Annotated in this window: 28 protein-coding genes; 3 read left to right on the top strand and 25 right to left on the bottom strand. The window is 27.9% G+C overall.

Annotated features, from left to right (window positions below; translation table 11 throughout):
* Positions 1-103 precede the first annotated feature (103 nt).
* The 10 genes from BN7997_RS15540 to BN7997_RS05765 form a co-directional block, all read right to left on the bottom strand.
* Positions 104-250 (bottom strand): hypothetical protein, encoded by a 147-nt coding sequence (locus tag BN7997_RS15540; protein ID WP_154665235.1) that lies wholly within the window; start codon positions 248-250, stop codon positions 104-106.
* A gap of 157 nt (positions 251-407) precedes the next feature.
* Positions 408-1,187, bottom strand: coding sequence for a phosphatidate cytidylyltransferase (locus BN7997_RS05805; protein ID WP_071119912.1), 780 nt, complete (start codon positions 1,185-1,187; stop codon positions 408-410).
* Between the two features lie 16 nt (positions 1,188-1,203).
* The gene (locus tag BN7997_RS05800) at positions 1,204-1,932 is read right to left on the bottom strand and encodes an isoprenyl transferase (RefSeq protein ID WP_071119911.1); all 729 of its coding nucleotides are present in this window, start codon (positions 1,930-1,932) and stop codon (positions 1,204-1,206) included.
* A gap of 50 nt (positions 1,933-1,982) precedes the next feature.
* Positions 1,983-2,186, bottom strand: a complete 204-nt coding sequence (locus BN7997_RS05795) for a hypothetical protein (protein WP_071119910.1) — start codon at positions 2,184-2,186, stop codon at positions 1,983-1,985.
* Positions 2,187-2,188: 2 nt separating this feature from the next.
* Entirely contained in the window at positions 2,189-2,746 is a 558-nt protein-coding gene (frr, locus tag BN7997_RS05790; RefSeq protein WP_071119909.1) for a ribosome recycling factor, read from the bottom strand.
* 220 nt (positions 2,747-2,966) lie between these two features.
* Positions 2,967-3,668, bottom strand: a complete 702-nt coding sequence (pyrH, locus tag BN7997_RS05785; protein ID WP_071119908.1) for a UMP kinase — start codon at positions 3,666-3,668, stop codon at positions 2,967-2,969.
* A gap of 75 nt (positions 3,669-3,743) precedes the next feature.
* A complete protein-coding gene (gene tsf / locus BN7997_RS05780) occupies positions 3,744-4,652 on the bottom strand; it encodes a translation elongation factor Ts (RefSeq protein WP_071119907.1) in 909 nt (302 codons plus the stop codon).
* Between the two features lie 66 nt (positions 4,653-4,718).
* Positions 4,719-5,432 (bottom strand): 30S ribosomal protein S2, encoded by a 714-nt coding sequence (gene rpsB / locus BN7997_RS05775; protein WP_071119906.1) that lies wholly within the window; start codon positions 5,430-5,432, stop codon positions 4,719-4,721.
* Positions 5,433-5,645: 213 nt separating this feature from the next.
* Complete coding sequence (locus BN7997_RS05770) at positions 5,646-6,842, bottom strand: D-alanyl-D-alanine carboxypeptidase family protein (protein WP_143023175.1); 1,197 nt, start codon at positions 6,840-6,842, stop codon at positions 5,646-5,648.
* A gap of 72 nt (positions 6,843-6,914) precedes the next feature.
* The gene (locus BN7997_RS05765) at positions 6,915-7,973 is read right to left on the bottom strand and encodes a potassium channel family protein (protein ID WP_071119904.1); all 1,059 of its coding nucleotides are present in this window, start codon (positions 7,971-7,973) and stop codon (positions 6,915-6,917) included.
* Positions 7,974-8,230: 257 nt separating this feature from the next.
* Between BN7997_RS05765 and BN7997_RS05760 the strand changes: the two genes are divergently transcribed.
* Both BN7997_RS05760 and BN7997_RS15380 read left to right on the top strand, forming a co-directional pair.
* On the top strand, positions 8,231-9,340 hold the full coding sequence (locus tag BN7997_RS05760) for a DEAD/DEAH box helicase (protein WP_071119903.1): 1,110 nt from the start codon (positions 8,231-8,233) through the stop codon (positions 9,338-9,340).
* Positions 9,341-9,424: 84 nt separating this feature from the next.
* Positions 9,425-9,604, top strand: coding sequence for a hypothetical protein (locus BN7997_RS15380; RefSeq protein ID WP_143023174.1), 180 nt, complete (start codon positions 9,425-9,427; stop codon positions 9,602-9,604).
* Between the two features lie 124 nt (positions 9,605-9,728).
* On the opposite strand, the gene BN7997_RS05755 is transcribed toward BN7997_RS15380, so the two are convergent.
* From BN7997_RS05755 to BN7997_RS05725, 7 genes are all read right to left on the bottom strand, one after another.
* Positions 9,729-10,322 (bottom strand): 3D domain-containing protein, encoded by a 594-nt coding sequence (locus BN7997_RS05755; protein WP_071119902.1) that lies wholly within the window; start codon positions 10,320-10,322, stop codon positions 9,729-9,731.
* Between the two features lie 465 nt (positions 10,323-10,787).
* Positions 10,788-11,681 (bottom strand): ribose ABC transporter substrate-binding protein RbsB, encoded by an 894-nt coding sequence (gene rbsB / locus BN7997_RS05750; protein WP_071119901.1) that lies wholly within the window; start codon positions 11,679-11,681, stop codon positions 10,788-10,790.
* A gap of 11 nt (positions 11,682-11,692) precedes the next feature.
* Complete coding sequence (rbsC, locus tag BN7997_RS05745; protein WP_071119900.1) at positions 11,693-12,667, bottom strand: ribose ABC transporter permease; 975 nt, start codon at positions 12,665-12,667, stop codon at positions 11,693-11,695.
* Between the two features lies 1 nt (position 12,668).
* Complete coding sequence (locus BN7997_RS05740; protein ID WP_071119899.1) at positions 12,669-14,162, bottom strand: sugar ABC transporter ATP-binding protein; 1,494 nt, start codon at positions 14,160-14,162, stop codon at positions 12,669-12,671.
* A complete protein-coding gene (gene rbsD, locus BN7997_RS05735) occupies positions 14,162-14,557 on the bottom strand; it encodes a D-ribose pyranase (RefSeq protein ID WP_071119898.1) in 396 nt (131 codons plus the stop codon). Before rbsD ends, BN7997_RS05740 begins: the two co-directional genes overlap by 1 nt.
* A 4-nt stretch (positions 14,558-14,561) precedes the next feature.
* Positions 14,562-15,470 carry a ribokinase gene (gene rbsK, locus BN7997_RS05730; RefSeq protein WP_071119897.1) on the bottom strand — a complete coding sequence of 303 codons (909 nt, stop codon included), beginning with the start codon at positions 15,468-15,470 and terminating at the stop codon, positions 14,562-14,564.
* Between the two features lie 457 nt (positions 15,471-15,927).
* Complete coding sequence (locus BN7997_RS05725) at positions 15,928-16,188, bottom strand: hypothetical protein (protein WP_071119896.1); 261 nt, start codon at positions 16,186-16,188, stop codon at positions 15,928-15,930.
* A gap of 163 nt (positions 16,189-16,351) precedes the next feature.
* Between BN7997_RS05725 and BN7997_RS05720 the strand changes: the two genes are divergently transcribed.
* Positions 16,352-17,098: a lysophospholipid acyltransferase family protein gene (locus BN7997_RS05720; protein ID WP_071119895.1), complete on the top strand. Its 747-nt coding sequence runs from the start codon at positions 16,352-16,354 to the stop codon at positions 17,096-17,098.
* A 122-nt stretch (positions 17,099-17,220) separates the two neighbouring features.
* Here the strand turns inward: BN7997_RS05720 and moaA are convergent, their stop codons facing one another.
* The 8 genes from moaA to BN7997_RS05680 form a co-directional block, all read right to left on the bottom strand.
* Positions 17,221-18,180 (bottom strand): GTP 3',8-cyclase MoaA, encoded by a 960-nt coding sequence (gene moaA / locus BN7997_RS05715; protein ID WP_071119894.1) that lies wholly within the window; start codon positions 18,178-18,180, stop codon positions 17,221-17,223.
* Positions 18,181-18,606: 426 nt separating this feature from the next.
* On the bottom strand, positions 18,607-18,981 hold the full coding sequence (locus BN7997_RS05710; RefSeq protein ID WP_071119893.1) for a CoA-binding protein: 375 nt from the start codon (positions 18,979-18,981) through the stop codon (positions 18,607-18,609).
* Positions 18,982-19,128: 147 nt separating this feature from the next.
* Complete coding sequence (locus tag BN7997_RS05705; protein ID WP_071119892.1) at positions 19,129-20,556, bottom strand: alanine/glycine:cation symporter family protein; 1,428 nt, start codon at positions 20,554-20,556, stop codon at positions 19,129-19,131.
* 574 nt (positions 20,557-21,130) lie between these two features.
* On the bottom strand, positions 21,131-22,024 hold the full coding sequence (locus tag BN7997_RS05700) for an NAD(P)/FAD-dependent oxidoreductase (protein ID WP_071119891.1): 894 nt from the start codon (positions 22,022-22,024) through the stop codon (positions 21,131-21,133).
* Positions 22,025-22,043: 19 nt separating this feature from the next.
* Positions 22,044-22,361, bottom strand: coding sequence for a thioredoxin (gene trxA / locus BN7997_RS05695; protein ID WP_071119890.1), 318 nt, complete (start codon positions 22,359-22,361; stop codon positions 22,044-22,046).
* A 124-nt stretch (positions 22,362-22,485) separates the two neighbouring features.
* A complete protein-coding gene (locus BN7997_RS05690; protein WP_071119889.1) occupies positions 22,486-23,727 on the bottom strand; it encodes a sensor histidine kinase in 1,242 nt (413 codons plus the stop codon).
* Positions 23,717-24,385, bottom strand: coding sequence for a response regulator transcription factor (locus BN7997_RS05685; protein ID WP_071119888.1), 669 nt, complete (start codon positions 24,383-24,385; stop codon positions 23,717-23,719). The genes BN7997_RS05690 and BN7997_RS05685 overlap by 11 nt, the downstream gene beginning before the upstream one ends.
* A gap of 284 nt (positions 24,386-24,669) precedes the next feature.
* On the bottom strand, positions 24,670-24,849 hold the full coding sequence (locus tag BN7997_RS05680) for a hypothetical protein (protein ID WP_071119887.1): 180 nt from the start codon (positions 24,847-24,849) through the stop codon (positions 24,670-24,672).
* Positions 24,850-24,889: the final 40 nt, after the last annotated feature.

The raw sequence follows: 24,889 nt of genomic DNA, 5'->3' as shown, positions 1-24,889 counted from the left end.
TTTATATTTTATATGTTTATTTTTATTTTAAATATGTTATAATATTAGTAAGAAAAAAGAGAAATTATAGTCTATGTGCTGTAGAGTATGGTTTCCATATACATTAGAATTTTTTTAATTTGAATTTTAATTCAAATTCATAACCACTTTTTCTACGGCCATTGAATAAGTGGTTTTTTATTTTACTACATAAATATGCTATGTACGATGTTGCTAGACCAGCTAGTACACTTAATATAAAATCTTCCATACCTTCCACCTCCTTTCCTCAGAAAGTAGGTTTTTTTATTTAGTATGGAAACCACTACTCTTAGACTATAATTTCTCTAAAATTCATTATACCATATTTTAAAATTATATTATATATTTAATTAAAAAAGACCCCTATAATTACTGGGGCCTTGCACTTATTTGCTAAAAAGTATAATTGCATAATATACAAATGGAGCAACTAAAATTACACTGTCAAATCTATCTAATACTCCACCATGACCTGGTATTAATTTTCCATAGTCTTTTATACCTACATATCTTTTTATAGATGATGCAAATAAATCTCCAAATTGAGCTACTATGCTTCCTATACTTCCTATTATTGCCATAGCAGTCATATCTAAATTAAATAAGTATCCAAATATAATACAACCTACAGTACTTCCTATAATTCCACCTATACTCCCTTCTACAGTCTTTTTAGGACTTACCTTTGGTATAAGCTTATGCTTTCCAAATAAATATCCTGTAAAGTATGCAAATGTATCAGTAAGAAAAGCTACTATAAATATAGTCCATACATAAATTGCACCTCTTTCAAAGCTGTTTATAGTTAGAACTATAAAATCTATAGATATAGCTACATAGAATATACTGAAAAATGTTATTGCAATATCAATTACATTATTTTTACATCTTAAAAGATAAGTTATAGAGTACATAAATAATAAAAATATCATTATGTAAGTATACTCTACACCTAAATTAAGTATATTTTTTAGACCCATGTATGCTATAAATATATAACCTATATTTTCTATAGGGTGTATATCCTTTGCATTAAATGCTTTATAAAATTCTCTTAAAGCCATAGCAAGTATTACTATTTCAGCTATATATAATGGTATCCCACCAATTACAATGAATATAAATAATGGTACTAAAGCTAATGCGGCTATTACTCTTGTAAGCATATAAATTTTCTCCTTACTACTTACTTAGTCCGCCAAATCTTCTGTCTCTATTTTGATATACGTATATTGCCTTTTGAAGCTCTGTTCTATTAAAGTCTGGCCAGTGTATATCAGTGAAATAAAACTCAGAGTAAGCAGCTTCCCACATTAAGAAGTTGCTAAGTCTTTGCTCTCCACTAGTTCTTATTATTAAGTCAGGATCTGGTATAGACTTTGTATCTAAATAATTTTTTATAGTATTTTCATTTATTTCTTCTATATTTATTTTACCACATTTTGCATCATTTAATATATCTATTATTGCATTTTTTATATCATCTCTACTTCCGTAGTTTAGAGCAAGATTTAAATTAACTCCTGTATTATCTTTAGTTAATTCGAATGCATTATTTAATTGTTCTATACAATTTTTAGGAAGCTTTGATATATCCCCTATTGTTGTAACTTTTACATTGTTGGCATGTAATTCTTTAATCTCTTTGCTTAAATATGTAGCTAAAAGAGTCATAAGTGTATCTACTTCAAGTTTAGGTCTTTTCCAGTTTTCTGTTGAAAAAGCATATAAAGTTAGATGTTTTACCCCTAATCTTTGAGATTCTTTTATTACTTCTCTTATTGCTTCTACCCCTGCTTTATGTCCTGCAGTTCTAGGAAGGAATCTAGATTTTGCCCATCTCCCGTTTCCATCCATTATTATAGCTATATGAGTAGGCACTTTTTCTAAATTTATGTCATAACTATTCATAGTTTTTGCCTCCATTATAAAATTTGCTTAAATGCAAAGATTTCTGACCCCTATTTTAGGGAGTCAGAAAACTTAGTTGTTAGTAATTCTACACCATTATCTACTTCTGATATTTTTATGACTTTAGGAATAATAAGCTTATCCGTGTCTTTTTTACCTTGTATAGATTTTACAGTGTATGTTATGTTTTTTTCTTTGAGATACTTTTCTACTTCTTCTAATTGAAGGCCTAAAAGGTTATAATATTTATTCAATATTATACCTCCATTATATCTTTTTCTTTAGCAGTAGCAACTTGATCTACTTCTTTTATGAATTTGTCAGTTATTTTTTGAACTTCATCTTGTGCTTTCTTTAATTCGTCTTCAGTTAATTCTCCGTCTTTTTCCATTTTCTTTAATGCATCATTTGCATCTCTTCTTTCGTTTCTAAGTCTTACTTTGAATTCTTCAGCAACTTTATGAACTCTCTTAGCTAATTCTTTTCTTCTTTCTTCCGTTAAAGCTGGAACTGATATTCTTATAACTTGACCATCGTTAGTTGGGTTTAATCCTAAATCAGAGTTTCTTATAGCTTTTTCTATTTCTGCCATAGAAGACTTATCCCAAGGGTTTATCATTAATGTTCTTGGTTCTGGAACTGATATAGCAGCCATTTGGTTGATTGGAGTTAATGATCCGTAGTAGTCAACTCTTACCTTGTCTAACATTTGAGCGTTTGCTCTTCCTGCTCTTATAGTTGTGTATTCATGCTTTAGGGCATCTATTGTTTTAGTCATCTTAGCTTCTAATTGCTTATGTACATCTAATTTCATAGTTATTATCCTCCTATATATTATAATACTATTATATATCTTTATCTTACTTTATATAATACTTTTAATCTATATTAAAAAATATATTTTACATTTTTTTATTTTATTAATTCTTCTAGCGAAGATGAGAAATATATAAACTGAACCGACATTGTAGCTTGGAGGGAAGGTTATATATTTTTTATCGAGCGGTGTTTAATAAAATAATTAATATTAAGTATTATTTTACTATTGTACCTATTTTTTCACCCATAACTGCTTTTATTATATTATCTGTAGATAATTCAAATACGTGTATAGGTATTTTGTTATCCATACATAAAGATGTTGCAGTAGAGTCCATTACTTTTAATTCTCTTTGTAAAACTTCTAAGTAAGTTAATTCATCAAACTTAACTGCATCAGCGTGTACCTTTGGATCTTTATCGTATACTGCATCAACATTTTTAGCAAGTAGTATAACTTCTGCTTCCATTTCAGCTGCTCTAAGTGATGCCGCTGTATCTGTTGAGAAATATGGATTCCCTGTTCCCGCACCAAATATAACTACTCTGTCTTTTTCTAAGTGTCTAACTGCTTTTCTTCTTATATATGGTTCTGCTATTTGTCTCATTTCTATAGCAGTTTGAACTCTTGTTTGAACATCTATGTTTTCAAGAGCATCTTGAAGTGCCATAGAGTTCATAACTGTTGCAAGCATCCCTATATAGTCTGCCGTAGTTCTATCCATACCTTCTGATGTTCTTCCTCTCCAGAAGTTTCCACCACCAACAACTACAGATACTTCAACACCTATTTCTTGAATTTTCTTTATTGCTACTGCTATTTCATTAACAACATCATTATTTATTCCAAAACCTTTATCTCCTGCTAGTGCTTCACCACTAAGTTTTAACAGTACCCTTTTATACATTGGTTTCATAAAAAGAAATCCTCCCTACATTCTACCTAATATCTTTTTCAAAAAAAGAGAACACTTAAGTGTTCTCTTTTACAATTACTTAAGTTGCTTAGCAACTTCTTCTGCAAAGTTTTCTTCTTTCTTTTCTATACCTTCTCCAACTTCGAATCTAACAACTCTTCCTAAAGTTATGTCAGCTCCTACTTTCTTAGCAGTTTCTGCAACTAAAGCTTTTATTGTTAAGTCTCCGTTCTTAACGAATGGTTGTTCTAATAAGCAAACTTCTTTTAATTGCTTTTCAAGTCTACCTTTTATCATTTTTTCAACTATGTTAGCTGGCTTTCCTTCGTTTAAAGCTTGTTGAGTTAATATTTCAGTTTCATGTGCTATGTATTCTTGATCTACATCGTCTCTTGAAACGTATTTAGGATTCATAGCAGCAACTTGCATAGCTATATCTCTTCCCATAGCTATAACTTCTGCATCTTTAGCAGTTGTTATCATTTCAACTAAAACACCTATTTTACCACCACCGTGGATGTATCCAGCTACTTGACCTTCTGTAGCTATCTTAACGAATCTTCTTACGTCTAATTTTTCTCCTATTGTAGCTATTCTGTTGTTTAATACTTCAGATAAAGCTATTCCTTCGCTATGAGTTTCAGCTAATAATCCAGCTACGTCTTCTTTATCAGTAGCTAAAGCCATTAAAGCAGCATCCTTAACGAAAGTTTTGAAATCTTCATTTTTAGCAACGAAGTCAGTTTCAGAGTTAACTTCTACCATAGAAGCAACTGTGTTGTCTTCGTTTATTTCTATAGCAACTAAACCTTCAGCAGCTATTCTATCAGCTTTCTTAGCAGCTTTAGATAATCCTTTTTCTCTTAATATATCTACAGCTCTTTCCATGTTTCCTTCAGCTTCTTGTAAAGCTTTCTTACAGTCCATCATTCCAGCACCTGTAGATTCTCTTAATTCTTTAACCATTTGTGCAGTTATAGCCATTTTGAGTACCCTCCATATGTATATATTATTAATGGTAAGGGAGACCCTTACCATTAAGTTGTTTTATTATTCTTGCTCAGCTTCTACTTCTTCTTCAGCACCTTGTCTAGCTTCTATTATAGCGTTAGCCATAGCACCAGTTATTAACTTAACAGCTCTTATAGCGTCATCGTTTCCTGGTATAGCGTAGTCTAATTCTTCTGGGTCACAGTTAGTATCAACTATACCGAATACTGGTATACCTAATCTGTGTGCTTCTTGTATTGCTATGTTTTCTTTTCTTGGGTCTACTACGAACATAGCTCCTGGTAATTCAGGCATATCCTTCATACCGTTTAAGTATTTTTCAAGCTTTTCTTTTTCAGCTCTTAATTTTATAACTTCTTTCTTAGGAAGAACTTCAAATACACCTTCGTTTTCCATTCTTTCTAATTCTCTTAATTTGTTTATTCTTGTTTGTATAGTTTTGTGGTTTGTTAACATTCCACCTAACCATCTTTCGTTAACGTAGAACATTCCACATCTTTCAGCTTCTTCTTTTATAGCTTCTTGAGCTTGCTTCTTAGTTCCTACGAATAAAACTGGCTTTCCAGTTTCAGCTATTTCTTTCATAGCTTTGTAAGCTTCTTCAGCTTTCTTAACTGTTTTTTGTAAGTCTATTATATATATTCCGTTTCTTTCTGTGAATATATATTGAGCCATCTTAGGGTTCCATCTTCTTGTTTGGTGTCCGAAGTGTACACCAGCTTCTAGTAATTGTTTCATTGATATTACTGACATCTTAGTCCTCCTTGGTTTTTATCCTCCGACATGGTCATCTCTCTGAAAAACCTCTTTCGTAGGCACCTTTCAAAGATCACATTGTCGTGCGTGATTATTTTATTGTTATTTTCACCTTAGATAGTATATCATAAGGATTTTAAAATTACAATATTTTTTATATCTTTTATTTTTATCCTTTTTTATCTAAATTATATACTTTTTTCTTGGACTTTAATCAGTAAATATCATTTTTATTTTAGTTATAAATGATATATTATCTACATCATTAGCGCTTATTATATCCACACTACCTATAACCTGTCCAGTTTCTGTGAAGTATTTTATTACACCTATTGTATCACCTTTTTTAACTGGATATTTTAATTCTTTTAATGTAATTTGAGATTTTAAATTTTCTGTGTTTTTTAATGTTGCATAAAGTTCATCTTCACTTTTTAATGTTACCTCTAATTCTTCTAACCCTTTTATATATTTTTTACCTATTAATTTATCCTTTTCCATAACTCTTTTAGTAGAAAAGTTTTCTTTACCATATCTTAGTATAGATAATGATGCAGAAGTTCTTTTTTCTTTATGATTAGCTCCAAGTACTACACCTATCATTCTGTGTCTTATTTCATTGTCTTTATCTTTATCTACTACCATAGAAAAGGCTAAACAATATCCAGCGTTTCCAGTGTAGCCTGTTTTTATTCCATCTACAGCAGGGATAATACCAAGTAACGCATTAGTATTATTTTTTTGGAAATTTCTTTCTGGATATGAATATGTTTGCATATCAGTTATTGCTACTACTTCTTTTTCATAGTTATCAAACATATACTTTCCAAGCTTGGCTATATCTCTTGCTGTCGATATATTTTCCTTTGGAAGAGCTTTAGGATTTTGAAGGTCATATATTGGAAGACCATTTGGGTTTACAAAACTTGTATTTATCATCCCTATCTCTTTAGCTTTAGCATTCATTCTTTCAACAAATGTTTTTTCATCTTTGCTAATATGCTTTGCTATTGCTATTGAAGCATCATTTCCTGATACTATCATAAGCCCTTTCATAAGTTCATATAGAGGTACTTTTTCACCTACTTTTAAGTGATAACTAGATCCTTTTACCTTTGCCATATCTTTATCTATTGTTATGATATCATTTTTACTTACTTCTTTATTTTCTATTGCTTCTAGAGCTATTAAAAATGTCATCATTTTACTAAGACTAGCAAGTGGTCTTTTTGCATCTGGATCCTTTTCAAACATTACTCTATTTGTTGTTTGATCTATAAGTATTGATGATTTAGAGTATCTGTCTACTTTATTGTTATCATCACAATATATTAAAGTAGGTACTGATAGTATTAATACAAAGGTTAATATTAGTAATTCTTTTAGTCTTTTTCTCAAAATGCTCACCTTCTTGGATTAATAAGTATATCTTAATCTTTTCCTCTTTGTATAAATAATATATCAGTAATTATTTACTAACTATCGGATCATCCTTTTAATTATTACAGATGTCCATGCTGCACCTATTGTTATTCCAAAAAAAACTTCAAGACCTACTAATATTTTACCAATTGTTGTTGTTACTATCATATCTCCATAACCTACTGTAGTAAATGTAACCATACTAAAGTACCAAAGGTCTATATATGTATTTAGTATTTCAACTAATGAATGTTGGCTTAATGTTTTTATACTTATGCCTATTAATTCATTATTCAATGTTTTAATTCCAATAAACATATATAAAAGTGCAAATATGCTTATTGTCATAACACTTACTATTAATATATTCCAAGGTCTTTCACCATAACCTACTGTGTACTTTGATAATGCATCGAAAAATTTAGTTGATAAATAATCTCTATAGGTTGGATAGTCTTCAACTCTTATATTTTTAGAACCATAGGCTCTTTCTTTGTAATAATAATATCCAATTCTTTCATGGTCTCCTATTTTATTAGCTTGATTTCTAGCTATTCTATAGTTTATTTTACCATTTATATAATGTTCTTTTTCATAGTCTACATCTAATAATATAAATTTTGTATAATCATCAAATTTTATTCCATCTAATCTTGGAAGATTATAAACTGAGCTTATAACTAAATTTTGCCCAGTAAATTCAACTCCCATAAATATTTTTTTATTAGAATGTTTTGAATTAAATATCACATTGTTAAATATTGCTGTATATCTAAACTTGCTATTTATAAATGTTGTAAAATCTAAAAAATTAGTTTGATTAAATATTGTTTTACCTTTAAATATATAGTTATTAAATAAAGCTTCTTTTACAAATGTCGTTTCTGTAAAATTAAGTTCTTTATAACTATAATCTATAACTTCATTTATATTAAAATTTTCTTCAAATATAAATCCACTAAAATCACTTATTTTTTTTTCTTTTATTAATTTTATAACTTCTTTATTTTCTTCTTTTGTTTTATGTTTTTTATGAAATATGCAATATCCACTATCATCAGCTTCATGATTGCATATTAGTTCATTGTTTATTTTTGATGACCATTTACACTTCATATGATCCTCCAACTTTTTTACATACTATATATATTTAGTATTTTCAATTTTTATTTTTTAAATCTATAAAATTATATAATCTTAAACAATATATATTGTTGTCGATATGAACAAAGTAAATTCAAGGCACATTATTATAGAAACTATTAGAATAATATACATTATTGTGGTATTATAGATTAGTTATAAAGTTTTCTTAAATTAAGTAAATCTAATAACATAATATTTAAAATATTCAAAATGAAAGGTAATAACTTATGAATTTTAAAGATTTAGGAATTAGTGAAAGCATAACAAAGGTTTTATTAAAAAACGGTATATCAACACCAACTCCTATACAAGAAGAAAGTATAAACATTATAAAAAATGGTTGTGATGTTATAGCTCAAGCTCAAACAGGTACTGGTAAAACTTTAGCATTTTTACTTCCTCTATTTGAAAATATATCTATAGATAATAATAATATACAAGGACTTATTTTAACTCCTACAAGAGAACTTGCCATTCAAATTACTGAAGAAGCTATGAAGTTAAAAGAAGGTAAAGATATAAATATATTAGCAGCATATGGTGGAAAGGATATTGGAGCTCAGTTAAATAAACTAAAAAGAAATATTCATTTAGTTATAGCTACTCCAGGTAGGCTTATAGACCATATAATGAGAGGTACTATTAATCTAAAAAACTTAAAAACTGTTGTATTTGATGAAGCAGATGAGATGCTTTTTATGGGATTTAAAAACGATATAGAAACTATAATGAAAGATGTTCCTAAAAAATCTCAAGTTTTATGTTTCTCAGCTACTATGGACTCAGCTGTTAAAAAACTTGCTTATAGATATATGAATGACCCTAGTGTAATATCTATAAAATCTAAGGAAGTTACTTTAGATAATATTATTCAAGAGGTTGTTGAAACTACTGATAGAAATAAACAAGATTCTCTTTGTAAATGTCTAGATAAGGATAATCCATTTTTATCTATAATATTCTGTAGAACTAAGGTTAGAGTTGACAAGCTTGAGGAAGACTTATCAAGACGTGGTTATAACTGCGCTAAAATCCACAGTGATGTAAAGCAGTCTAAACGTGAACGTATAATGAAATCTTTCAGAAATGCAGATATACAATATTTAATAGCAACTGATGTTGCCGCTCGTGGTATAGATGTTACAGGAGTTACTCATATATACAATTATGATATACCTGAAACTGTAGAATCTTATATTCACCGTATAGGTAGATGTGGTAGAGCTGGTGAAAAAGGATATACTTGCCTTTTCATAGATCCTAAAAATCAATCTATGTTAGAAGAAATCGAAAATACTATTAAATTTAACATACCAAAAAGACAACTTATTGACTAAGTTAGTATATAATATAAGTATCATCTAAGTTGTATGTAAATTTAAAATACTTATTACCAACATAAAGGGGGAATACTTTCTTAAATGGACAGGATGTATGATATTTTATTATTAATTGCTACATTTATATGTATAATAACTTTTAACAGATTTTCATCGACTAATGAAACTGTATTTGTAATATTATCTGTTTTAGGTATTATACTTAGCATTTCTATGCTTTTATTCAATAATAAAAAATATCTAAGTAAATCTAAAAAGTAAAAACATTAAGGAGCTATCTCATAATTGAGATCAGCTCCATTTTTATTTATTCAAGTATATATTTAAATTTTTAAATATAAATACTAAAAAATTATTCATCATAAAATAAGTCAAACTTTATATCTTATCCTAATATTTGAATTTCTATAGTTCTTCTTCCCCAGTTGTAACATTCTTTTTTAGTATTCATGAATATATCTATCTTATTTCCTTTTATAGCTCCACCAGTATTATTTGCTATAAAAGTTCTTCCAAATTGAGGTATGTAAACTTTAGTTCCATATGGTATAATCTTAGGATCAACAGCTATTGTTCCCCATACAGGCTTTTGACCTGTTGAAGTTGTTGAATATCCAGTATAGGCTGTAGCTACTACATTCATTGTACGAACTACGTTACCTTGGCTATTATTTGAACTAGTAGTTTGCGAAGTATTACTTGAAGTACTATTTCCACTTACTTTTATATACTGCTTACTTGCCCATCCTTCTTTTCCATTTAAATTAACTTTATACCAACCATTACTTTCACCTAATATTGTTACACTTTTATTTTTATATAAACTCCCCATTGTACTATATTTAGTCGATGGACCTTTTCTTACGTTTAATTTTGATGCTGTAACAACCCCTGTGCTATCAGCAAATATGTTAGTTACTCCTATTGAAAATATTACTGTCAATACTAACAAAAATTTAAATAAAGTTTTCTTTATCATAAAAATCCTCCTTTAAATTTTCTATAGTAATTAATCTTCATAATTAATTTTCTATATTTGTTACTATTTTGTAAACTTTATACTGTAAATAGTAGTTGATTATAATTCATTTGTAAAGTGTTTCCATTAAATTTATTATAATTTAGTTACAATAGGACAAGTTAAAATAAAAATTAAATCTTAATAATCATTCAAATTTTAATATTTATATATATTTTCTTATTATTTTAATTTATACAAGCATAAAATTCGCTTCGCTTGAGCGACGTGTCGGCGAACCACTTCATGTCGCCAACGATATATCCTTGCTACCGCTGCAGATGTATCCGAAATGGAAATGAGGATATATCGTTGGCGATAATTTTTTAGCATAGAGGGAGGCTTATATATCATCATCGAGCGGACTATCTATAAAAATTTCTCCTTACTCAAAAAAGTGCCTCATATTTAATGAGACACTTATCTTTACTTAGTTATTAATTTTAATTCAACTGGTATATAATCAGCTATCTTTTCACCGCTTAATACCTTATGGACTGCATTAACTGCAGTTTCACCTATTAGTAATGGTTGTTGTGCAACCGTTGCTGCCATTTTACCTTGTTTAACCGCTTCTACTGCATCATCTGTTGCATCAAATCCAACTATCAATACATCTTTCATATTTGCAGCTTCTAATGCTTTTTGTGCACCTAGTGCCATTTCATCATTTTGCGCAAATACTGCGTCTATATCTCCTTTTGATTGGATTATATTTTCCATTACTGTAAGACCTTTAGTTCTATCAAAGTCTGCACTTTGCTTAGCTACTAAATTAAATCCACTTTTTCTTATCCCATCGTCAAACCCTTGACCTCTATCTCTAGTAGCTGAAGATCCTGCTGTACCTTCTAGTTCTACTATATTCCCTTTACCATTTAACTTTTCTATTAAGAATTTAGCAGCCATATCTCCACCTGCTACATTGTCAGATGCTATATGAGATACTACTTTACCACCATTTGCAACTCTATCTACTGTCATAACTGGTAAATTTGAATTGTTTGCAATCATTACTGATGCTATAGCTGAATCTGAATCAACTGGGTTTAAAAGTACTATATCAACATCTTTAACAGTTAAGTCTTCCATGTTTGATACTTCTTTTGCTGGATCGTTTTGAGAATCTAAAACCACAACATCATATCCTAATTCTTTTGCTCTTTTTTCTATTCCCGATTTTAAATCTACGAAAAATGGGTTGTTTAATGTAGATACTATTAAACCTATTTTTTGTATTCCATCATCTTTTGGGCTACATCCAACTAACAAACTAGATGCTAATATTGTCGTCATTATTATAGAAAGAAATTTCTTCATTTTATTTCCTCCTACTTGTTTTTTCTATCTAAAAGTACAGCTATTAATATAACTACACCTTTCACCATCATTTGATAATAAGATGATACATCTAATAAGTTAAGTGCATTACTTAATACACCCATTATTAAAGCACCAACTATAGTTTTGCTTATTTTCCCTTTACCACCAGTTAAGCTAGTTCCACCAAGTACAACTGCTGCTATTGCATCTAGTTCATAACTATTACCTGCTGTTGGTTGTGCTGAATATAATCTTGAAGTTATTATTATACCTGCAACTGCTGCTAATATACCACTTATTGTGTATACTGCTATTTTTATTTTATCAGTGTTAAGTCCTGATAATTTTGCTGCATCTTCATTTGATCCTAATGCATAAGTATGTCTACCCATTGTAGTGTTATTAAGTACATAACCACAAACTAAAAATACTACTATCATTATTATTGCTGGTGTTGGTATTCCAAATATACTTCCACCACCTATTTTTCCAAATGCAACTGCTAAATCTCCACTTCCAAGTGTTATTGGCTTACCATCTGTAAACACTAAAGTTAAACCTCTAAATACCGTCATTGTTGCAAGTGTAGCTATAAATGGTTGAAGTTTACCTTTAGATATTATAAATCCATTTAAAAATCCTACAACTGCTCCTATTACTAAAGCTACTATTATTGCTATTATCATGTTAGTTCCTGATACTAACATACTTGCACAAACTGCACCACTTATAGCAAGTATTGAACCTACTGATAAGTCTATTCCACCTGTTAGTATTACAAATGTCATACCAGCTGCTATTATAGCATTTACTGATGTTTGTCTTAATACGTTAAAAATATTTTTAGTAGTTAAAAATGATGGACTTAATATCGATACAACTACTACTAATAAAGCTAATGCTATTAAACTTCTGTATTTATCGAAAAATTCTTTTTTATCTATTGTTTTCTTTGCTATTTCTTTCATAGCTTGCGATGTCATGCTATATTGCCTCCTTAGTTTCTACTGCACATTTTAATATGGCTTCTTGGCTTGCGTCTTTTATATCAAATTCTCCAGTAACTCTTCCTTGACTAAGTACTAATATTCTATCACTTAATCCTAATATTTCTGGCATTTCAGAAGATATCATTATTACTGCTTTACCTTGAGATTTGAATTCATTTATTAAATCATATATTTCTTTTTTAGCACCAACGTCAACCCCTCTAGTAGGTTCATCAAGTATTAATACTTCTGGGTGTATCATTAAAGCTTTTGCTATTGCAACCTTTTGTTGATTACCACCACTTAAGTTTCTTATTAATTGTTCTTTGCTTGGTGTTTTTATATTTATTCTTTCTATATAAGAGTCAACTCTCTCATTTTCATGTTTTTTATCGATTATTAATCCTTTGCTTATTATGTTTAATGATGATAAAGTCATATTTTCTCTTACTGATAAATCAACTAATAATCCATCACCTTTTCTATCTTCACTAACATAAGCTATTCTATGTAATAATCCTTCTTGAGCACTTTTGTGGTTTAATTCTTTTCCATTAAGTATTATCTTACCACTTTCCTTTTTAAAATGACCGTATATAGTTTTTGCAAGTTCACTTCTTCCTGCTCCCATAAGACCTGCTATACCAACTACTTCTCCAGCTCTAACCTCAAAGTTTATATTACTTACATATTCATTATTTAAGTTTTCAACTTTTAATATTGTTTTTCCAGGTGTTATTTCAACTCTTGGGAATTGATCTGTAAGCTTTCTACCTACCATCATCTCTATCATTTTATCTTCATCTAAGTTAGATAAATCTTCACTACCTGCGTATTTTCCATCTCTTAAAACAGTTATGTAATCACACACTTCAAATATTTCTTTTAATCTATGTGATGTATATACTATAGCTTTACCTTCTGATTTTAATTCTTCTATAACTTTAAATAAACTCTCAGTCTCTGTTTCTGTAAGAGCATCTGTAGGCTCATCCATTATTATAATTTTAGCATCTAAAGATAAGGCTTTAGCTATCTCAACCATTTGTTGTTCACCTAAGCTTAGGTTCTCAACTAATTCTCTTGAACTTCTATTTACATTTAATTTCTTAAGTAGTTTGTCTCCTTCTTCATGAAGTTTATTAAAGTCTATTCTAAAACCTTTTTTAAACTCACGACCTAAGAATATATTTTCTCCTATACTTAAATCATTAAGTAAGTTTAACTCTTGATGGATTATTGCTATACCTTTTTTAGTAGCATCCTTTGGACCTTTTATATCTTCTTCAACTCCATTGTAAAAGATTTGTCCTCCATCTTTTTTATATACTCCACTTAATATTTTCATAAGTGTAGATTTTCCAGCCCCATTTTCTCCCATAAGAGCCATAACTTTACCTTCATAAAGTTCTAAATTAACTCCATCTAAAGCTTTAACGCCTGGAAACTCTTTTATTATATTTGTCATTTTTAGGATTGGTGTCTTCATTAAAATACAACTCCTGATTTTAATATTATATTTGCGTAAGGACTACATTCTCCAGTTCTTACTACTGCTTTACTTTCCTTAGTTAATTTCTTGAATTCTTCATGAGAAACTTTTGTTATTTTTATATTTTCAAATCTCTTTAATATTTCTTCATATACTAATAGGTTTTTATCTACTATTTCCTCGGCAATTACTACTTCTTCTACACATAGTTCTTCTAAAACTACATCTAATGTTTGTATAAATGTTGGAACATTATGAGTTAATGCTAAATCTATTCTTTTAACTTCATCTGGTATAGGAAGACCACAATCTCCTATAGTTAAACTATCAGTATGTCCCATTTTAGATATTGTGTATGATAATTCGCTGTTTATCATTTTAGTCTTTTTCATTTTCCTACCCCCTGAAATTTTTAACGTCCTCTAATGTTGGTAATGAACTTTGAGCACCTTCTTTTAAAACTGAAAGAGCTCCTACTTTTGATGCAAAGTCCATTGCATCTTCTATATTTTTATCTTGAGATAATGCTACTGCTAACGCTCCAGTATAACTATCTCCAGCTGCAGTTGTATCTACTGCTTCAACTTTGTATGCTTTTTTAAACATACTTTTTTCTTTATTTATATATAAGCTTCCTTTAGAACCTAATGTTACTATAAGTTCTTTTACACCTTTTTCTATCATTATTTGTGCAGCTTTTTGTATATCTTCTTCAGTTTCTATACTTACTCCACTTATAATTTCAAGTTCTGTTTCATTAGGAGTTAATAAATCAACATTTTTTATTATTTCATCATCTAACTTAACCGCCGGTGCTGGATTTAATATTGTATACTTATTTAATTCTTTTGCTTTGTTTAGTGCATACTTTATAGTGTTAAGTGGTGTTTCAAGTTGCAGTACTACTATATCACTATTTTTTATCGCTTCTATATTATTATCTATATCATCTTCTTTAACTTCAAAGTTAGCTCCTGGTGAAACTACTATAGAATTTTGAGCATTTTTATCTACAGTTATAAGTGCTACTCCAGTTGCACCTTTTGCAGTTTGTATATATGTAGTATCTACTTTATCATTTTTTAGTGAGTTTATTAAAGTTTGTCCAAATCCGTCTTCTCCAACTTTACCTATCATAGATACATTTCCATTTAATCTTGCCATAGCAACTGCTTGATTAGCACCTTTTCCGCCCGGTACTTCTTTAAAGTTACTTCCAATTATTGTTTGTCCTGGTTTTGGCATTGTATCTACATTAACTACCAAGTCCATATTTAAACTACCTATTACACATATATTTTTCATAATAATCTCCTTATGTAAGTAATTTTTTATGTTATATTATTAATTTTTCATTCTAATCATTCGATGCTTATGTTAGTTAAAGTATCTTATTTTAAAATTAAATTTAAATAAGATTTTTAATTAATATTTTATTTCTTTATTTAGAGTATCACATTTATTTTTATAGTGCAACATATTATTTTATTTCTATCTAATCTTCAACATTTTTTCTTTAAATATAGACTATTTATTGTCAAACTTATAATTTATATATACTTTTTTAAAAATAAATTAGACTTTCTATTCTATATAAAAAATTCTCTTCGCTCATGTCGCCAACGACTTCGTCCGTTGCTCAAAATCTTTTTTACGCTCAAAACCAGTTGATTGATATTACTTACATTCAGAAGTTATCCACATTTTTTAAAATATTATAATATCCTTAAGCGTAAAAAATAGCACTAATTATTAGTGCTATTTAATCAATTATCATCTTTATTATATCCCCATTTTTCCTCTCCATATGAGCAATTTCCCCACTTAAGTCATAATCAAAGGCTTTAACTAATACATCTAAAAGCTTTTGGCTATCTATCATATCATCTGCTCCATAGAAAAAATCAAATGTATTATTTTTAATCATTTTTTTAACAAATCCAACAGGTAATTTTATATGTATTTTATCTCCAGTATGAGATAAAATCCTTACCCTTAATAATCTCTCATCAGATAATCTCATTAATTTCCTCCTAAAATTAGTATATAAACAGGTGTATCTAGGTAAATTATATTCAAGAGACCTTATATTATATTCACAATAATTCTTAGATATAAGTTATTTGTAAATATAATTGTTTTATGTTAAAATAAATTATTAGATATCTATATGAGGAGATACAAAAATGCTTAATTATTTAAAATTTGCAACTTATCAAATATTCGGTTTTTCTTGTTCTATACCTAAACTTAACAAAATAAAGAAAAATCCAGATAACTTTACTAATAAAGAAATATATGATTTTTTACATAAACAAGCTAAAAAGTCTTTAAAGTTGGTTAACATAAACCTTACTATAAATGGAAAAGAAAATATACCAAACCAACCAGTCTTATTCATTTGCAACCATGCTAGTATGCTAGATAGTTTCATACTCTTTGCAAGTGTAGATAGACCTATTGGCTGTGTAGTTGCTGATGAACCTGTTTGGAGGTCAATGCCTATAGTTAGCAGTTGGGCAAAGCTTACAAAATGTGTTTATATAAACAGACAAGATAATAGAGAAGGTATAAAAAGTATAAATGAGGCAGCTAATAATATATTAAAAGGCCAAAGTATGGCAATTTTCCCCGAAGGAGATTTAACTTGGGTAAAAGATCCAAATGCACTTATATCTGAATTTAGAAATGGTGCACTAAAAATTGCATACAAAGCAAAATGTCCTATAGTTCCTTTTGTTATAAAAAACTCTAGACACACTTATGAAGGTTACCAACCTATAGGTAAAATAAATTCAAAAGATGTTGAAGTTGAGTTTTTACCACCTATATACGAACATATAGAAAATCCAAAAGTTAAAACTACAATTCTTGGTGAGTCTATAAGAAAAGAAATGATAGATTCTATAAATAAATTTAATCAAAACATCTAATCTAACTTTATTAAGTTGTATAACTAATTAAAAACTATTTATTTTTCTAAATAGCAAAAAGTGTCTTATAATATATATCATTATAAGACACTTTTTTATTGTTATATTTTATCATTTATATATTATCCACCTATTTCATACATTTGTCTATATGTATCACTAGAATTACTTTCTAATAAATTGTGCTTATCTGGCTTTTTAAGTATAATTTCTTTTAATACTTCTTTAAATATCATTGGTTTATTAAGATAATACCTTATATCCGTTTCTTCATTTGAATGAAGACATAATTTTATCTTTCCATCTGATGTAATTCTAATTCTGTTGCACGTATTACAAAACTGACAGCTAATAGGAGTTATAATACCTATTCTTCCCTTTGCATATTTAGCTTGATATAGTCTTGCCGTAGAGCCTTTTTCATCTTCTATTTTATATAGTTCATCAATATCATTTATAAAATTAGATATATTAAAATATCCATTTTCATAAAAATACTCACCTTCTCCTAGTGGCATAAGTTCTATAAATCTAACATCTATAGGATAATAATTTGCCATTTCTATAAAATCATAAACTTCGTCATCATTAAATCTTTTTATAACAACACAGTTTATTTTTACTTTTATCCCTAACTCTAAACATCTATTTATGGATTTTAATACATCTGTTAAGTTTCCACCTCTTGTTATACTTTTATATTTGTATGATTTAAGAGAATCTAAACTAATATTAACACTTTTTAATCCACTTCTTTTTAACTCATACGCTATTTCATTAAGACCTATACCATTTGTAGTTATCGATATATCATCTATATTACACTCATAATGTGCATACTTTATTAACTCTATAAGATGTGGATATAACAAAGGCTCTCCACCTGTAAATTTAATTTTCTTTATACCAACTTGTGATAATCCATTTATTATAAATTTATAATCATTAAACGATAAAGTATCATTTATTAAATTATTTTCATATACTTTATCTTCTGGCATACAGTAAACACACCTTAAATTGCACTTATCTGTAAGAGATATTCTAGCATAATCTATATTTCTTTCATATCCATCTAACATTATGTCACCTACTCACTCTAATAAATTATATCATTTTAAATTTGTTGTACACTTACTAGCTTATCCCTTTAATATTTTTTATCAAAATATAGTTCACTACACTACATTTATAATTTTTCTACATTTTCATTTATATTTTCCCACTACACCTTATTTTTCACTATACATAATTAATCACTGTAATTATTACTACTTTAAACAGATTCCCCTATAAATTGAATATTTATAACTTTTTTTGACTATATTAATAATTATATATTACTACTTAACTCTCCTTCAATTTTTATTGTATACTTTATAAATATTACCATTTTTTAATTTATATTAGATGCTGCTACGGTTTATAATTAACTATTATATAACAAATAGCATACATCAAAAAAGGTATAAAAAGTTTAAATAGACTTTTTTATACCTTCTTTAAAATTATTTTAATTTAAGTTCTTCATACAAATCTACAAAATTTACTATATTTAATTTAGCTTCTTTTGCTTTTTTTAACATATATTCTGTATAACTACCCTTTTCAAAATAAATATTTTTTATATCCAGTAGTTCCATCTCATCTATTATACAATAATTATGTATTGACTCTTTAATGATAGCAACAATATCTACATTATGTGGTATATCTTTTAAGCTCTCATAAACATGAAATTTATCTGACTTATAATTATTTAAATTAATCCCCACTACATTATAATTATTTTCTTTTAATAAATTTATAATTTTAATTTCTTTGGAATCTTCATTTTCATCTATGATTACTACAGCCCAAGACTTTTGTTTAAGCAAATTCATAAACTTACCCCCAGATAAATAAATATTAATTATATTCTAACATTATATATATACAATGTAAACGTTTTATATAATTTAATACATCTTATTTATATATATTTTATAATATAGTAAAAGTGCCTCTTATAACTAAGAGACACTTTTAAATTATATTACTTCTTTTGAAAATTTATTATCATTCCAACACTCTACATTTTCTAACCCTTTTATATTAGAAGCATTGAATATTGGATTTTTAATTCCAGCTTTCTTTTGCTTAGTATAATCATCTAATGCTGCAAATGCATATTTACCTAATAATGTTATAGCCACTAAGTTTATAACAGCCATAAGCCCCATAAATACATCTGCTAAATCCCAAACTATTTGCACCTTTGTAAGTGCTCCAAATAAAACCATACCTACAACAATCACTCTAAATACATTTAATCCAGTTTTACTTAAGTTTACAAATTCCATATTAGATTGACCATAATAATAGTTACCTACTATAGAACTAAATGCAAATAAGAATATACAAACTGCTATAAATATATTTCCTATAGGTCCTATATGTGCTGATAATGCAGCTTGTGTAAGTTCTATACCAGTTAACCCTGTTTCCATATATGTTGGGTATAAAAGTATAATAAATGCAGTACAACTACATATAACTATAGTATCTGTAAATACTCCTAAAGTTTGTATTAAACCTTGTTGTACTGGATGACTTACATCAGCTGTAGCTGCTGCATTAGGTGCTGATCCCATACCAGCTTCATTAGAGAATAATCCTCTTTTTATACCAGTTAACATCATACCACCCATAGTACCCATTGCTATTTCTCTCATACCAAATGCACTTTCAAATATTAATTTAAATACACCTGGAATATAATTTAAGTTAGTAACTACTATAAATAATGATACTAATATATAAAGTCCTGCAAATATAGGAACTATTATTTCAGAAACTTTAGCAACTCTATGCACTCCACCAAATATAACAGCTGCTGTTAATGCTGCAAGTACTATACCTATAACCATCTTATCTAAACCAAATGCATTATTAAATGCTGTAGCTACAGTATTAGCTTGAACTGCGTTAAATACAAATCCAAAAGATATAGTTATTAATACTGCAAAAGTTGCACCTAGCCATTTCTTATTTAATCCCTGTTCTATATAATAAGCTGGACCTCCTCTAAATGAGTCTCCATCCTTTACTTTATATATTTGAGCTAATGTACTTTCAACAAAACTTGATGCTGATCCAATTAAAGCTATAATCCACATCCAAAATATAGCTCCAGGACCTCCTCCTATAATTGCAATTGCTATCCCTGCTATATTTCCTGTTCCAACTCTTGATGCTGTACTCATACAAAAGGCTTGGAATGAAGATACTTTACCTTCTTTTTTAGAATCTTTAGATGCTCCATCACCTAATAATCTAAACATCTCTCCAAAGTATCTAAATTGAACAAATTTAGTCCTAAAAGTAAAATAAAGTCCTAATGTTATTAGCATTACTATTAATATATAAGACCATAAGAATGTATTCATATTGCCTATCAGTTTAAGTATTGCATCCATCTAAATCCCTCCTTATTTTCATTGTATAAATAATTTATAAAAGTTTTAATAATGCATATTTTTAATACAATCATTCATTTATATACATTATAGCGATTATCTTTCTAAATTTCAACTATTTTTTTGCAATTTTTTATTTATAGCTTGCATTTTTAAATTTAAATATAAAGTAAATCATTTTTTACAATAATTTTATTTTTAATCATAACTAAATCCAATTTATTATTTTATTTAATTAATATAAAAATGCGCTTTTCTTAAAAGATATGTCGATGAAACACCTCATTTTGCCAACGATATATCATTTCTCAAAAATATAATTTTTATGTTTATAAAACTATTGATATTATTTATTTTCATACTAATTTACTTAATACATAAAAAATTCGCTTCGCTCATGTCGCCAACGACTTCGTCCGTTGCTTGAGCCACTGCGTGGGCGAAGCATTTCAAAATCTTTTTTTACGCTCAAAACCAGTTGATTGATATTACTTACATTCAGAAGTTATCCACATTTTTTTAAATATTATAATATCCTTAAACGTAAAAAAATAAGTTCTAGGAACCCTAGAACTTATTTTTTATTTTTTTGTTCAATTCTTAGCTTATCTAAATACGAAACTGCATTTATTGCTGCTATTTGACCTTGACCTGCAGATTTTATATACGAGTATGGTTTACCTGCGCAGTCTCCTGCTGCAAAGCATCCAGTAATACTAGTTTGCATATTTATATCTACCTTTATATGAGGTCCTTCTGTTTCAATACCTGGTACTAATGATTTAGGAGATGCACTATCTTTTATTACAAATACACCATCTACGTCTATTTCTTTTTCTTTGAAAGAAACTTTATTTACTAGATTTTCTCCTTTTATTTGTACTGGTCTATCATTTATTACCTCTATGCTATTATCTAATTCATTAGATTCTCTCATTAAAGAGTCATTTTTATACATAGGTATAAAATAAGTTTTAGATGCTATCTCGTTTAAGAAGTTTGCTTCTTCTTTAGATTCTTTGTTATATCCTATAATAGCAACCTTTTTGTCTTTATATAAAGGCGCATCACAAGTTGCACAATATCCAACACCTTTACCTAAAAACTCTTCTTCACCTTTTATAGGTTTTCCATATTCTACACCTGTAGCTAGTATGACTGTAGTAGCTTCATACATATCATCACCTGACATTAGTGCAAAATAATCACCCATAGCATATATATTATTTATTTTTTTATATGTTATTTCAATTTCCATTTTGTCTAAGTGATCTTGAAATTTTTCTCTTAATTCTTCACCACTTATTTCATAAAATCCTAAGTAGTTATCTATTGACGGTGCTTTTATTAACTTATTACTTAAGCTTTCAGTTCCAAATACTATAATATTTTTGTTTCTTATTTTTGCATTTATTGCAGCCGAAAGCCCTGCAGGACCACTTCCCACTATAGCTATGTCATATCTCATTTTTATACCACCTTAATTTTTATAAATGTGATTTAACTTTTTGAACTATTCTTTCCTTTGGCATAAATCCAACTAATGTTTCTACCGGCTTACCATCTTTAAATATCATCATTGTAGGTACAGTAGATATTCTAAATTGTTGTGCTAATTCTAAACTTTGATCTATATCAACTTTTAAGAATGTTGCATCATTTTTCATTTCTTCCCCTGCTTGTTCAAATACAGGTGCTAACATTTTACAAGGTCCACACCAAGTTGCAAAGAAGTCTACTACAACTACCCCTTGATTTTCTTCAACGCTTCCTCTAAATTGAGATGTATTTATTATTTTAGCCATGGATATTCCCTCCTAATATTTAATTACTTTATTTATTATGTGTATTTATTTTAATATTATTAGTATATTCAAATTATACCCAAGTTGCAATCATTAAACCACCCTTTTTTAGCATTTTTTTACTTTATGTTATTTTGTCGCACTTATTATTTTGTATGATTATCTTAAACTCTGTTTTGTTATTTTCACATTTCACAGATATCTCTGCACCTAAATTTATAGCTATCATCTTGGCAATAGATAATCCAATTCCAGATCCCTCTATATCTTTATCTCTTACATTTTCACTTCTAAAAAATCTATCAAATATATACGGTATATCCTCTTGTTTTATTCCTACTCCACTATCTATTATAAAAATCTCTGTATAAACATTGTCTTTTTGATTTATATTTATAGCTATAAAATCATTTTCTTTGGTATATTTAAATGCATTATCTATAAATATAAGAAGAAGTTGTCTTAATTTATTTTCATCTGTAAATATAGTTTCATTTTTCAAATTAAAATTCATCTCAAATCTTTTTTCTTGTATATCTGCTATATCAACATAATCAACACATATATCTTTTATAAAATTTTTTATATTTACTTCAGTTATGTTAAGCTTAGTTATAGCTTCTTCTTTAGTTAAGGATAACAAATCGCTTATCATTTTTTTACTCCTTCTTATCTCACTCATAGCATCTGCTATAGTTTCAACCTCATCACTTATAGTACTATTTGGATGTTTTAACATACGTTCTAATTTAGATGAAATTATTGATATTGGTGTTCTAAGTTCATGAGAAGCATCTTGTATAAATTTAGCTTGATTATTCCAAGCAGTCTCTATAGGTATTAATGCTTTTTTAGTCAAATATACTGCTAAATAATAAGTTATAATAAGTGATATTAATATACCTATTATAAATACAAATATAAGCTGTCTAAGAGAACTTATCTCAGAGTCAATATTTCTAATTATTTGAATCTGATATTCATCTATTTCTACGTTTAATTCTCTAAAAGTATATCCATTTTCACTAAATGTAAATATATCATTTAATTTATTAGTATACCGGTTTGGTAATACATCACTAAAATAACCATTTTGAGGAGTGTAATACATTACTCTATCTCTTTTATATATATAAATCATATTACTTGGATATTTTGTAACTGGATAAACCATAGACTGCCTAGTAAGTTGTATAGCTATAGATTCTAATTCATTATTTAGTTTATTATCTATGCTCTTATATGTAACTCCTTTAAAATATGCATATATAAATATAGAAAATAAGATTAAAAAACTAAGCACTACTGCTATGTTAATCTTTATAAGACTGGATTTAGTTTTATTAAATACCTTTTTATTTATCATCAAAAATATATCCTACCTTACGTTTAGTTTTTATATATTTGTCATACCCAAATTTACTTAACTTTTTTCTTAAGTTACTAACATAAACTTCTACTATTTCTATAGTAGAATCTGAATCAAGACCCCATATCCTATCATAAATTTGTTCTTTTAATAATATACACCCTTTGTTTAATAGGAAATATTCTAATAAATTAAACTGCTTATTTTGAAGCTCTATTTCACAATCATTTATAAATACCCTTTTTTCATTTATATCTACGTGTAAGTCCTTAAATTGTAATACATTTTTATTTTTTAACTTTCCAGTAGTTCTTAGTATTGCATATACCCTAGCCACTAACTCTTCCATATAAAAAGGTTTTGTTAAATAATCGTTTGCACCTATTTCAAAAGCCTTTACTTTATCATCTAATTCTTCTTTTGCAGTTAATATAAGTACTGGTGTTTCTATATTTTTTCTAATACTTTTTAATATATCTAGTCCATTGATTCCAGGAATCATTATATCTAATATTATTAAATCATATATATTTTGGTTAATTTGGTATAGTGCATCTTCTCCATCGCTACATTTATATGTATCAAAATGATTATCAAGTTCATCACATATACTCTTTAATATTTTTATATTATCTTCTACTACTAATATCTTCATACTCTGCTCCTTTTTTAACACTTTATTTAATATAAATTATACAATATAATTATTTATTTTAAATAAAAATTCGTTTCGCTCGAGCGACGTGTCGGATAAATACTTCATTTAGCCAACGATATATCCTTACTTAAAAATATATTTTTTTACTTTTCTACATATATTAATACTACTTTATCATAAAATTCTAGTAAATAAAAAACTTCTAGAATATAACTAGCTAATTTTACTTAGTACCTATATCCTAGAAGTTTTATTTTTTCCATATTTTATTTCTTACTTAATTAATTTAATTTATAATTGTTAATTATGTTTACGAAATTTTCTATATTAAATTCCTCATTACCATCAACATTATCTGTAACTTGATGATAGTACCAATTCGCAAAATTTGGGTCAGCTAAAGTAGCATTAATTTTTTCAAAATCTACGTCAATTTTATTTAAATTATTATCTCTATCCATAGTTATCACCACCTTAAATTATATTTAGTATTAGTAATAT

Origin of the sequence: Romboutsia timonensis (assembly GCF_900106845.1) — a bacterium.
Lineage (GTDB): Bacteria > Bacillota > Clostridia > Peptostreptococcales > Peptostreptococcaceae > Romboutsia > Romboutsia timonensis.
Note: the sequence above shows the minus strand (reverse complement) of the source record. Positions and strands in the feature narration are given on the sequence as shown.